The sequence below is a fragment of the Arenimonas sp. genome, from assembly GCF_035312645.1.
Classification (GTDB): domain Bacteria; phylum Pseudomonadota; class Gammaproteobacteria; order Xanthomonadales; family Xanthomonadaceae; genus Arenimonas.
This window is the reverse complement of the sequence record NZ_DATGBO010000082.1, coordinates 1-10,960: the sequence shown is the minus strand read 5'-3', so window position 1 is coordinate 10,960 and position 10,960 is coordinate 1. Positions and strand designations below refer to the sequence as shown.

Below are 10,960 nucleotides of genomic sequence, written 5' to 3'. Positions count from 1 at the left end.
CCAGCGACCAGCTCGACCGCGTCGTCGAGGCGATCCAGTCCGCGGCCAATACAGGCAAGATCGGCGACGGCAAGATCTTCGTCTACGAACTCGAACGCGTGATGCGCATCCGCACCGGTGAGCTCGATGGGGACGCGCTGTAGCAGACGCAAGAGCGGGCATGATCGCGATGCCCATGCCGCATCGCACCAGGCAATCGCGGTCATACCCGTTCCTGACTGGCCGATCTTCCTTATCAAAAACTTAATTTTTCGGCCATCGGTTTTGGTCTATGGTTGGCACCGGACCCTTATCGTCCGGGAGACCCGCCATGAGCACGCCCCCCCAGAAACCTGATTTCTCCGATGTGAAAGGCAGCGTCACGAGTACCGAACAGATCCAGGAAAAGGCCGACTTCAGCGATGTCCAGGCCAAGGTCACGTCCACCGAGCAGATCATCAGCGATGGTGGCGGTGGCGGCGGTGGTGAACAGAGCTATACGGTGGTGAGCGGCGACACGCTCTCGCATATCGCCAAGCATTTCTATGGCAAGGCCAGCAAGTGGCCGGCGATTTTCGAAGCGAACCGCGATCAGCTCAACGACCCCGACAAGATCAAACCGGGTCAGGTGTTGAAGATTCCCGCAGGCGAAGGCTAGGCCTTCCGGCCCGGCCCGCGATGCCGCTTTCCCGTATCCCGAATTTCAGGAGAAACCCATGAATCGTAGTCGCCTGCATCTTGTTGTCGCCGCTGCACTGATCACCACGCTGGCCCTGGCCGGTTGCAAGAAGCATGAAGAGGCCGTGGCAACGCCGCCCGCACCGGTCACGCCGGTTGCACCGCCGCCACCGCCGGCACCGGTTGCCGTGACCGCTTCGGTCACTTCCGTCGATCTCGGCAACGCCGTCGGCGCCGACATGAAAGTGACCACGCCCGGCACGGCCTTCGGCAAGAAGGACACCATCTTCGCGGCGGTCTCCACCGTCACCAGCGACCCGGCCGGCACGGTCTCGGGCAAGCTGACCGCGAAGTGGACGTTCCAGGATGGCCAGACCATCAACGAGGAGAGCAAGGAAATCGCGTTCTCCGGCGCTGGCGTCACCGACTTCCAGATCGCCAAGCCGTCGGGCTGGCCGGTCGGCAAGTACAAGGTGGACGTCTCGCTCAACGATGCGGTCGTGCAGAGCAAGGATTTCGAGGTCAAGTAAGCCTTGTCATCCGGAAACAAGAAAGGGCGCGGAGAAATCCGCGCCCTTTTTCATTTCGCCATGCTCATCTTGTAGGAGCGGCTTGTAGGAGCGGCGTAAGCCGCGATTTCTCCGATCCGCGATGCAGCCTGATCGAGTCGCGGCTTGCGCCGCTCCTACAACGAAGCGCCTCAGTCGTTCAAGGCCGCCTGCATGAACTCCGGCATCGCCAGCGCGGCGCGATGGATCGCGGCGTTGTAATACGTGGTGCGGAAGGTTTTCGCGGCGGCGTCGGCTGCGCGGAAATCGGTGAGGTCGCGTGCGGTCTTGCTGGCGATGGTGCCGCTCCAGTAGCCGGTCGGATAGCAAGGCTGCGGAAAAGGCAGCGTGCGGAAGGTCTTGAAGCCGGCGTCGCGCATCGCGCCGCGCATGTCCTGGATCAAGTGCATAAGTGCCAGCGGGCTTTCGCTCTGCTGCACCAGCAGGCCATCCGGGCGCAGGGCCTTGAGGCAGCTTTCGTAGAACGCGCGGTTGAACAGGCCTTCGGCCGGACCGACCGGATCGGTGGAGTCGACGATGATCACGTCGATGCTTTCCGGCGCGGCGTTGGCCATGTAGGCGATGCCGTCGTCGAACATCACCGTCGCGCGCGGATCCTTGTTGGACTCGCACAGTTCCGGGAAATACTTCTCCGCCATCACCGTCACCTGCTCATCGATATCGCATTGCACGGCGGTGACGACGCCGGCGTGCTTGAGCACTTCGCGCAGCGTTCCGCAGTCGCCGCCACCGATGATCACCACGTTTTTCGGCGCCGGATGCGTGAACAGCGGCGCATGCGCCATCATCTCGTGATAGAAAAAATTGTCGCGCGTGGTCACCATCATCGCGCCGTCGATCAGCATCACGTTGCCCCAGTCGGTGCTCTCGTAGATCTCGATCTTCTGGAAGGGCGACTGCACTTCGTCGAGCTTGCGGGTGATGCGCAGGCCGAAGGCCGAGCCGGTGTGCTCGAAGTTTTCGTAAAGCCAAGGCGACGGGCTGGAAGACATCGGAGTTCCTGGGGCGTCTGAAGGTGGGCCGGGATTGTATCAAGCGCCTTGCGCGCAAGTGGCCCGCAGCCCCTCCGAGCGAGCGGATACAGGGCGCGGGCGCGACGGTACAATGCCCCGCTCCTTTCACCGCCAGGAATGCCGCCGATGTCCGCTTGGTCGCTCGACCGTGCCCGCCACACCTATTCGATTCCGTATTGGTCGGATGGCTATTTCGATGTCGACGCCCAGGGCCGCATGTGCGCGCTGCCGCATGGCGCCGGTGGTCCGGTGCTGGCGCTGCCCGAGATCCTCGCGCAGGCTACCGATGCCGGCCTGAAGCTGCCGTTGCTGCTGCGCTTCTCCGACATCCTCGGCGATCGCCTGCGCAAGATGCAGGCCGCTTTCAACAAGGCGATGGCCGAACTCGATTACACCGGTGGCTACACCGCCGTGTATCCGATCAAGGTCAACCAGCATCACGGCGTCGCCGGCGAACTGGCCGTGCAGGGCGGCGATGGCTTCGGTTTGGAAGCGGGTTCGAAGCCCGAGCTTATGGCCGTGCTCGGTCTCGCCAAGCCCGGTTCGATCGTGGTCTGCAACGGCTACAAGGATCGTGAGTTCATTCGCCTGGCATTGATCGCGCGCAAGCTCGGCCTGCAGACTTTCATCGTCGTCGAGAAACCTTCCGAGCTCGCGATCATCATCGAGGAAGCGCGTGCGCTCGGCGTCAAGCCTGGCCTCGGCGTGCGCATGCGCCTGGCGACGCTCGGCGCCGGAAAATGGCAGAACAGTGGTGGCGACAAGGCGAAGTTCGGTCTGTCGCCGCGACAAGTGCTCGACCTCGTCGAGAAGCTGCGCGCCGCCGACATGCTCGATGCACTGCAGTTGCTGCATTTCCATATGGGCTCGCAGATATCGAACGTGCGCGACATCGCCAACGGCATGCGCGAGGCGGTGCGTTATTTCGTCGAGATGTCCAAGCTCGGCTGCACCATTCGCTACATGGATTCCGGCGGCGGCCTGGGCGTGGATTACGAAGGCACGCGTTCGCGCGGCTACTGCTCGATCAACTATGGTCTCGACCAGTTCGCGCACACGCTGGTGCAGCCGCTGGCGGAAGCCTGCACGGAATTCTCGCTGCCGCCACCGATGATGATCACCGAGGCCGGTCGTGCGATGACGGCGCACCATGCGGTGATGGTGGTCAACGTTTCCGAAGTCGAGCAGGCGCCGCAGGGTGCGGTGCCGTCGCCGCAAGCCGGCGAGCCCGCCGTGCTGCGCCATCTGCGCGACACCCATGCCGATCTCGATCAGCGCCCGGCGCTAGAGTTGTATCTCGAAGCCCAGCACGCGTTGTCGGAAGGCCATGCGCTGTACGCGCTTGGGCAGCTGAGCCTCGCCCAGCGTGCGCAGCTCGACGACCTGTTCTACGCGATAGCGCACGGCGTGCGTGCGCGCCTGACCGGTGAAGAAAAGAGTCATCGCGACGTGCTCGATGAATTGAACGAGCGCCTGGTCGACAAGTATTTTGTCAATTTCTCGGTGTTCGAATCGATTCCCGACGTCTGGGCGATCGACCAGGTGTTCCCGATTGTGCCGATCGCGCGTCTGGACGAGCAGCCCGACCGTCGCGGCGTGATCGCCGACCTTACCTGCGATTCCGACGGCCGCATCGACACCTATGTTGCGGCGGAAACGCTGGACAGCGCCTTGCCGATGCACAGCCTCAAGCGCGGTGAAAGCTATCGCCTCGGCATCTTCCTGGTCGGCGCGTACCAGGAAACGTTGGGCGACATCCACAACTTGTTCGGCGACACCGATACCGCCAACGTGCGCATGAGCGCCGACGGCAGTTACACGTTGCTGCGCCAGCGCAAGGGCGACACCACCGACGTGATGCTCGACTACGTCGGCTACGCATTGGCGGATCTGCGCAAGGCGTACCGCGACCGCGTCGATGCCGCGAAACTGCCGGCGGACGAGTCGTCGGCGATGCTCGCGGCGCTGGAGGCTGGCCTCACCGGTTACACCTACCTGCACGAAACCCCGCACGAATAACGATCTGTAAGAGCGACGCAAGTCGCGATTTCTCCGATCGGCATCGTATTTTGGAGAAATCGCGACTTGCGTCGCTCCTACAAAAGCCTGCGGGATCTTTGCTTTTCTAATACTCCACAAGGACAGCCATGCACGTCGGATTTATCGGTCTCGGTGCCATGGGCCATTCGATGGCAGGTCATCTGCATGCACGCGGAGTGCTTGCGGTAGTCGGCAATCGCACGCAGGCGCGCGCACAGATTTTCGCGGATGCGTTGACGTTGAAAGCCGCTGCGGGCGCTGGCGATTTTTCCGGCTGCGACGTGGTGATGCTCTGCGTGTCCGCCGATGCCGACGTGCTGGAAAACGTTCGCGCACTCGCCGGTGTGTTGCGCGCCGGCAGCGTGGTCGTCGATCACTCGACGGTTTCATCTACCACTGCGCAGCAGGCGCAGGCACTGCTGCAAGAGCACGGGATCGGTTTTCTCGATGCTCCGGTATCTGGCGGCGTCGAAGGTGCGCGCAACGGCAAGCTGTCGATCATGGTCGGCGGTGAAGTCTCCGATCTCGAGAAAGCGCGCCCTGCGCTCGAAGCGTATGCGCTGCGCATCACCCACATGGGTCCGTCTGGCGCGGGTCAGGCGACGAAGGCGGTGAATCAGGTGCTGGTCGCCGGCATCGCGCAGGCGGTGTGCGAAGGTCTGGCGCTGGGCGAAAAGCTCGGGCTCGCCGCGGAGTTGCTGGTGCCGACATTGGCAGCGGGCGCCGCCGGCAACTGGTTTCTCGACAAGCGCGGCGCGACCATGCTCGCGAACAATTTCACGCCCGGCTTCAAGTCCGCATTGCTGCACAAGGACCTGAAGATCGTCCGCGAAATGGCTGCGCAGGCCGGCATCCGCGCCACTGTGATCGAGCAATCGCTGGCCGATTACGGCGAGCTGATGGCACGGGGTTTTGGCGAGGAAGACACGTCGGCGCTGATCCGCCTGAAGCGCGGTGGGTAGCGCGCGCGAGTGATTCGAGGGAAGCGTGCGCCGGAGCCAGCGGACTTGATCAGTCCGGAGTGCCCGCCCAGCCCAATGCAGTCGCCGCCACGATGACCGCAAATATGGCCAACATCAGCGCAAGGAAGGTCAGCAGGCCGATGCCCGCCGCCAGCCAGTTCGAAGCCATGGCGCCGGCCTGGGCTTCGTGCTCGCGAATGTCCGCTTCCTGATAATTCTTCGCCACCTGCTGCATCGTCAGCAGTTGCACCAGTAGGAACGGATAGTTCGGCACATGCCAGCGATCCGGAATCAGGAAGGCGATCGCCAGCAGCACGAAGGCGGCAAGCGACGAATAGATCAGCGCCATCTTCGCCTGTCTAGGCTTGCCGAGCCGGCTGAAATTCTTCGCCAGCAAGATGCCGCCGGCAATCGGGCTGCCGAGAAACGTCGCCAAGGCGATGCCGGAAATCTTGAAAAGCTTGAAATTTTTCGACGCACTGCCCGGCAGGTCGAGAACCGGTGCGGCGGGCGCCTGATAGGGATTGTCCACGGATCTTCCTTGATGGGCTCGGTTGCTGCCAAGTTGTTGCGAAGAAGCGAAGCTCAGGCACTGGACGGAAGTACGGCGAAGTCCGCCATGCATGGCAGCTGTCGCATCGCCGCGAGCAACGCGTCGGGTGGGACGATCAGTTTTCTCGCGGCGAGATCCAGCCAACCGCCGGTGCTGGTCACGCGCGCGCAGGGCTTGCCGTCGGCGCGGAAGAATTCGTTGCACAGACGAAAACGCGAACCATCTTCCGACATGCCTGCGAGTGCCAGGCCGACTTCGATCTGCTCGAGCAGGCTCACTTCCCGGAAGTACTCGACCTCATCCTTCATCACCACCGGCCCGATGCGCAGGCGGGCGAATTCGGTGGCGGAAAATCCGTGCTCGGCGAAAAACAGCATGCGTGCGTCTGCGGACTTATCGAGATAGGCGGTGTTGCGCATGTGCGCATTGAAATCCATGTCGCCCCAGCCGGCGGTCATCGTGCGCTTGATCATCCCGAATCTCCCTTCCACGCGTTTCCTGCGCGGGGGCAGGATAGCGCAGGCGATCCGCGGAAAAGCAGCCGCCGCGCTCAGGTCAGCAGCCAGTCCAGCGCCTGTTGCAGATCGCTGAACTGACGGATGTTGCTGCTGCCCTTGCTCAGGTTGCGCACGTCGTAATAGAAGAAATCTTCCGCGCGCGGGGAGTCCGGCGAGAACACGATCGCCACGCGCATCGTGCGGCCGACGCCCATGTCGGCGTTGATTTTCGGCAGGTCGAAGATGTCTTCCGACGACAGGGCGGGAATCATGTCGCGATGGTCGACGAGGTAGCGCAGCGCCTGGTGCGCGAGCCCCGCATCCAGGGCCTCCCGCGCCATCTGCTTGATCAGCGCGAGATCCATCGTGCCGTGCGTGGTAACGCGCAGGATCTGCTCGTTCGGCAGGAAGTCGATGGTCCAGCTCATGAGGATGTCTGGCCGCTGCCGGGGACGATGCGGGGACCTCGATGATCGTCCCGATCGTCGCGATGCGCCAGTGCGGTGTTGCCGAAGCTATTGCGTCGAAAATGAAAAAGCGGCCGGGCGGCCGCTTTTCCGTAGTGCGTTCGAGCAACGAATCCGCTTGTTACTTCACCCGGATCGCCTGCGCGCCGTTGATGCCATGGTTGGCCAGCGCCTGCTTGGCCGCGGCGAGTCCGCTGGCGGTGGGATAGGGGCCCATGCGCACGCGGTACACCGTGTTGCCGTTGATCTGCGCGGCTTCGACGCGCGCGACTTCGCCGGTCAAAGCGATCTGTGCCTTCAGGGCTTCGGCTTCATCGTTGCCACGGAACGCGCCGGCCTGGATCAGGTAGCGCACGTTGTCGCCGGCGGTCGTCGCGGTCGCGTTTGTGCCCGCGACCGGAACCGTTGCAGTTGCAGTTGCCGTTGTCGCCGGAGTTGCCGTGTTCGCATCGACACTCGCGGCCTTGGTTTCGGCGCGGGCCTGCTCGGCGAGTTCGGCGTCGGGGATCACCACTTCCTTTTCCGGCAGCAGCGTATAGAAATCGTACTTGGGCTTGGGCTTTTCCGGTGCGTCGGGCACGACCGGTTCGCTGCCGGTGGCAGTGGTCGGCGCCTGCGCCTGCGGGTTCGGCTGCGGCAGATCGGAAGCGGGGTGCTGCCATTTTTCCTTGAAGAAAAAATAGCCGAACACCAGCGCGCCGAGCAACAGACCGATCAGCAACCACATCCATCCCGGTGTGCCGCTGCCGCCGTTGCGTCGGGCCTGGGTCTTGGAACGTTTTGCAGCCATTACATCGTCTCCGGGGCGGATACGCCGAGCAGGGCCAGACCGTTGGCGAGCACCTGCTGCGTCGCCTTGCACAGGCCCAGGCGCGCGTGCCGCAGTTCTTCTTCGGCGGTCAGGATCGGTTGCGTGTTGTAGAACGCGTGGAAAGAAGCGGCGAGTTCGCGCAGGTAGTTGGCGATGATCTGCGGGCCGCGACTGGCGGCGGCGGCTTCGATCACTTCCGGGTAGCGCATCAGCTCGACGATCAACTCGTCTTCCGGCAATTCGGTCAGGCGCTTGCGTGCGCACAGCGCGGCGCTGTCGTTGTACGACAGCTGCTTTTCCTTGAGCTGGCGGAACAGGCTGGCGATGCGCGCATGCGCGTACTGGATGTAATACACCGGGTTGTCGTTGGAATGGCTCTTGGCCAGCTCCAGGTCGAAATCCAGGTGTTGGTCGTTGCTGCGCATCACATAGAAGAAGCGTGCGGCATCGGTGCCGACTTCCTCGCGCAATTCGCGCAGCGTGACGAAGCTGCCGGCGCGCGTGGACATCTGCACGCGTTCGGCGCCGCGGAACAGAATCGCGAACTGCACCAGCTGCACTTCGATCTTGCCGGCATCGAGGCCCAAGCCCTGTGCAGCGGCTTTCAGACGCGCGATGTAGCCGTGGTGGTCAGCGCCGAGGATGTACAGCGCGCGTTCGAAGCCGCGTTCGAATTTCGACAGCAGGTAACCGAGATCGGAAGCGAAATACGTGCTGACGCCGTTCTCGCGCACGACCACGCGGTCCTTGTCGTCGCCGAAGCTGGTGGCGCGGAACCAGGTCGCGCCGCCGTCTTCGTACAGGTGGCCGTTCGCGCGCAGCGTGGCGATCGCGCGCTGCACGTAGCCGTCGGTGGCGAGCGAGCGTTCCGAGAAGAAGTTGTCGTGGATCACGCCGAAGCCAGCGAGATCGTTGCGGATGTCGGCCAGGCACCATTCCAGGCCGGCATTGAACACCACGCGGTAGTCGGCATCGCCAAGCAGCTGCTTGGCGCGGGCGATCAGCGCATCGACATGCAATTCCTTGTCGCCGCTCTGGCTTTCGTCGGCGGGCAGGCCGTCGGTGATCTCGATCGCGCTGTGGCGCAGGCGGTCGCCTTCCTTGCCACGCAGGCCGCGGGCGATGTCGATGACGTAATCGCCCTTGTAGCCGTTGTCGGGGAAACGCACGTTGACGCCGCCGAGCTCGTGGTAGCGCAGCCACACCGACACCGCGAGGATGTCCATCTGCCGGCCGGCGTCGTTGACGTAGTACTCGCGCTGCACCTTGTGTCCGGCAGCTTCAAGCAGGTTGGCCACCGACGCGCCATAAGCGGCACCGCGGCCGTGGCCGACATGCAGTGGGCCGTTGGGATTGGCGGAAACGAATTCGACGGTGACCGACTCGCGCGATTCGCCGACCTGGCGGCCATATTCGGCGCCCAGTTCAAACACGCGGCGGATGGTCGCCAGGCGACAGGGCGTGGAAATGGTGAAGTTAATGAAGCCCGGGCCGGCGATCTCGACGCGCGACACATGCTGCGATTCGCCGAAGGTGGCGACCATGGCCTCGGCCAGCTCGCGCGGCTTCATCCCGGCCGACTTGGCCAGCAGCAGGGCGATATTGGTGGCGTAGTCGCCGTGTTCGCGGGATTTGGTCCGTTCGATGACGAAATCCGGGGTCGGCAGGTCCTGGGGCAGGCGGCCGTGCCGGCGCAGATCGAGCAGGGCCTGGGCCACCAGTTCGCGCAGATGTTCTTTCACGTAAGGACGCTTCGTTGAGATGAGCCGGGCATTGTAACGCGGCAGGCCCGGGCCGACCGGGTCGGGGACGGGGCTGTCATCCCGCCGTAACCCGGCGCAGGCACTCTTGCGTCCGGAAAAGAGACTTTAGGAACGACCGGCACCGTTAGGCCGGATCGGGGCAAGCGTCGATCATCGGGCCCTCCCGGCGGATCGGCGCTTTTTTTTGCCCGGAACTTGCCGGCCGGAAACGGCAGTGCGTCAACGCGCGCCGGTCAGTTCCGAGAAGGCGGCCAACGCGGCATTGCCATCGGCGGGCGGCGCCTTGGCAAAACGCGCCAGCATCGCCGCGCTCGCCGCCTTCACCAACGGGCCGTTGTGCGTTTTGCTTTCGCCGAACACGCGTTCGCCTTCGCGCGAACAGAAGCGATGCAGCTCGAAGAAATAGTGCTGCTGGCCCGGACCGAGGAAGGCGAGGCTGGGCGGGCCGGAGGCGGGGTCGTCCAGCGCCCGGCCAGCACGCATTTCCCGCTCGCGACACAGACGCAGTGCGGTTTCGCACAGCTGCACAAAGTCTTCGCCGACATTGGCGGTGTCGAGATCGGCGGCCAGCCGACCCAGGCGTTCGCCGCGGCGCGCGTCGGGGTCTTCGCGCCAATGCAGATGTTCGCCGTCCAGCCACAGCGCGAGGCCGCGCGCCAACGCACCGCCGGCGACCGACGCGAGTTCGTCGGTGCGCGGATCGTCGAGGTGCACCGGACGGGCATCGAAGGTGCTGCCGGCGACCATCAGCTCCAGCGCGACGTAATGACCTCGGTCCGTTTCGCGATCGAAACCGCAGGCATCGAGAATGCGAAAGGTCTCGGCAACGCTGGCGGCTTCATTGCCGCCGACCGGCCCGGGCACATCGACTGTCTCGCGCTGGCGCAGGTCGTGACAGGCCGCGAACATCAGCAGTGCTGCGGCATCGTCGCCGCGCGGAGCGGTATCGGCGAGTGTGTCGAGCACGCGGCCGAGGCGGCGCTCGCCGAGCTCCAGCACATGACCTTCGTTGTGGTACGCGTGGAAATCGTCGCCGAAACCGCCATGGCGCAGACCCAGCCGGGCCGTCGCCAGCAAGGTGACGGCGAGCGCACGCGGCTCGGCGCCGATGCGTTCGGCCATGCGGCTCATGTGGGTCAGCAGCGCGGGGCGCTTGGCGGTGATCAGCGCACGTGCAGAGGCGGCATCGGGCAGGGCGCGTTCGATGTCGTCGGGCGAATAGAGTCTGTCGTAGCCGAGGATCACGTCATCCGTCCGGTCGCTGCCTGCCGAACCAGTATACGCAGTGACGGCCAGCCGGCAGCCGCAGGCCAGCAGCTGCCGCGCTTGCTACAGCAGGCCCGACTGCGCCATCGAGGCCGGGGCGCCGTCGCCTACGATGAAGTGATCGAGCACGCGGACATCGACCAGGGCCAATGCCTGCTTGAGTCGCGCAGTGACGGCGCGGTCGGCGGCGCTGGCCTCGAGGCTGCCGCTGGGATGGTTGTGGCCGAAAATCACCGCCGCGGCATTGAGCGCCAGGCAGCGGCGAGCGACCTCGCGCGGATGTACTTCGGCGCCGTCGAGCGTGCCGCGAAACAATTCCTCATAGGCGATCACGCGGTGCCGGGTGTCGAGGAACAGGCAGG

General features: G+C 64.2%; 13 protein-coding genes. 5 read left to right on the top strand and 8 right to left on the bottom strand.

All coding sequences use genetic code 11. The features are described 5' to 3' along the window. The 3 genes from VKM35_RS07685 to VKM35_RS07675 all read left to right on the top strand — a co-directional run. Positions 1-143 (top strand): P-II family nitrogen regulator (locus tag VKM35_RS07685; RefSeq protein WP_324320051.1); only part of this gene is annotated, 143 nt, incomplete at its 5' end. A 167-nt stretch (positions 144-310) separates the two neighbouring features. Beyond that, positions 311-637 carry a LysM peptidoglycan-binding domain-containing protein gene (locus VKM35_RS07680; protein WP_324320049.1) on the top strand — a complete coding sequence of 109 codons (327 nt, stop codon included), beginning with the start codon at positions 311-313 and terminating at the stop codon, positions 635-637. Between the two features lie 58 nt (positions 638-695). After that, a complete protein-coding gene (locus VKM35_RS07675) occupies positions 696-1,187 on the top strand; it encodes a hypothetical protein (protein WP_324320047.1) in 492 nt (163 codons plus the stop codon). A gap of 170 nt (positions 1,188-1,357) precedes the next feature. Here the strand turns inward: VKM35_RS07675 and speE are convergent, their stop codons facing one another. Beyond that, positions 1,358-2,218 (bottom strand): polyamine aminopropyltransferase, encoded by an 861-nt coding sequence (gene speE / locus VKM35_RS07670; RefSeq protein ID WP_324320045.1) that lies wholly within the window; start codon positions 2,216-2,218, stop codon positions 1,358-1,360. 147 nt (positions 2,219-2,365) lie between these two features. Between speE and speA the strand changes: the two genes are divergently transcribed. Next, entirely contained in the window at positions 2,366-4,258 is a 1,893-nt protein-coding gene (gene speA, locus VKM35_RS07665; RefSeq protein WP_324320043.1) for an arginine decarboxylase, read from the top strand. Between the two features lie 128 nt (positions 4,259-4,386). Then, positions 4,387-5,241 (top strand): NAD(P)-dependent oxidoreductase, encoded by an 855-nt coding sequence (locus VKM35_RS07660; RefSeq protein ID WP_324320041.1) that lies wholly within the window; start codon positions 4,387-4,389, stop codon positions 5,239-5,241. 49 nt (positions 5,242-5,290) lie between these two features. On the opposite strand, the gene VKM35_RS07655 is transcribed toward VKM35_RS07660, so the two are convergent. The 7 genes from VKM35_RS07655 to VKM35_RS07625 all read right to left on the bottom strand — a co-directional run. Then, complete coding sequence (locus VKM35_RS07655) at positions 5,291-5,773, bottom strand: hypothetical protein (protein ID WP_324320039.1); 483 nt, start codon at positions 5,771-5,773, stop codon at positions 5,291-5,293. Between the two features lie 53 nt (positions 5,774-5,826). Further along, the gene (locus VKM35_RS07650) at positions 5,827-6,267 is read right to left on the bottom strand and encodes a thioesterase family protein (protein WP_324320037.1); all 441 of its coding nucleotides are present in this window, start codon (positions 6,265-6,267) and stop codon (positions 5,827-5,829) included. Positions 6,268-6,344: 77 nt separating this feature from the next. Beyond that, positions 6,345-6,719 (bottom strand): STAS/SEC14 domain-containing protein, encoded by a 375-nt coding sequence (locus tag VKM35_RS07645; protein ID WP_324320035.1) that lies wholly within the window; start codon positions 6,717-6,719, stop codon positions 6,345-6,347. Between the two features lie 160 nt (positions 6,720-6,879). Next, positions 6,880-7,548 (bottom strand): SPOR domain-containing protein, encoded by a 669-nt coding sequence (locus VKM35_RS07640; protein WP_324320033.1) that lies wholly within the window; start codon positions 7,546-7,548, stop codon positions 6,880-6,882. Then, positions 7,548-9,311: an arginine--tRNA ligase gene (gene argS / locus VKM35_RS07635; RefSeq protein ID WP_324320031.1), complete on the bottom strand. Its 1,764-nt coding sequence runs from the start codon at positions 9,309-9,311 to the stop codon at positions 7,548-7,550. The genes VKM35_RS07640 and argS overlap by 1 nt, the downstream gene beginning before the upstream one ends. Positions 9,312-9,551: 240 nt before the next feature. Next, complete coding sequence (locus VKM35_RS07630; RefSeq protein ID WP_324320029.1) at positions 9,552-10,577, bottom strand: hypothetical protein; 1,026 nt, start codon at positions 10,575-10,577, stop codon at positions 9,552-9,554. 84 nt (positions 10,578-10,661) lie between these two features. Next, positions 10,662-10,960 (bottom strand): JAB domain-containing protein (locus VKM35_RS07625; RefSeq protein WP_324320027.1); only part of this gene is annotated, 299 nt, incomplete at its 5' end.

What these genes read in the sequence shown, in the direction of transcription:
- VKM35_RS07645 (WP_324320035.1), bottom strand. Translation starts at nt 6,719, where the DNA reads ATGAGCTGGACCATCGACTTCCTGCCGAACGAGCAGATCCTGCGCGTT.
- VKM35_RS07650 (WP_324320037.1), bottom strand. Translation starts at nt 6,267, where the DNA reads ATGATCAAGCGCACGATGACCGCCGGCTGGGGCGACATGGATTTCAAT.
- VKM35_RS07675 (WP_324320047.1), top strand. Translation starts at nt 696, where the DNA reads ATGAATCGTAGTCGCCTGCATCTTGTTGTCGCCGCTGCACTGATCACC.
- VKM35_RS07660 (WP_324320041.1), top strand. Translation starts at nt 4,387, where the DNA reads ATGCACGTCGGATTTATCGGTCTCGGTGCCATGGGCCATTCGATGGCA.
- VKM35_RS07640 (WP_324320033.1), bottom strand. Translation starts at nt 7,548, where the DNA reads ATGGCTGCAAAACGTTCCAAGACCCAGGCCCGACGCAACGGCGGCAGC.
- speA (WP_324320043.1), top strand. Translation starts at nt 2,366, where the DNA reads ATGTCCGCTTGGTCGCTCGACCGTGCCCGCCACACCTATTCGATTCCG.
- speE (WP_324320045.1), bottom strand. Translation starts at nt 2,218, where the DNA reads ATGTCTTCCAGCCCGTCGCCTTGGCTTTACGAAAACTTCGAGCACACC.
- VKM35_RS07680 (WP_324320049.1), top strand. Translation starts at nt 311, where the DNA reads ATGAGCACGCCCCCCCAGAAACCTGATTTCTCCGATGTGAAAGGCAGC.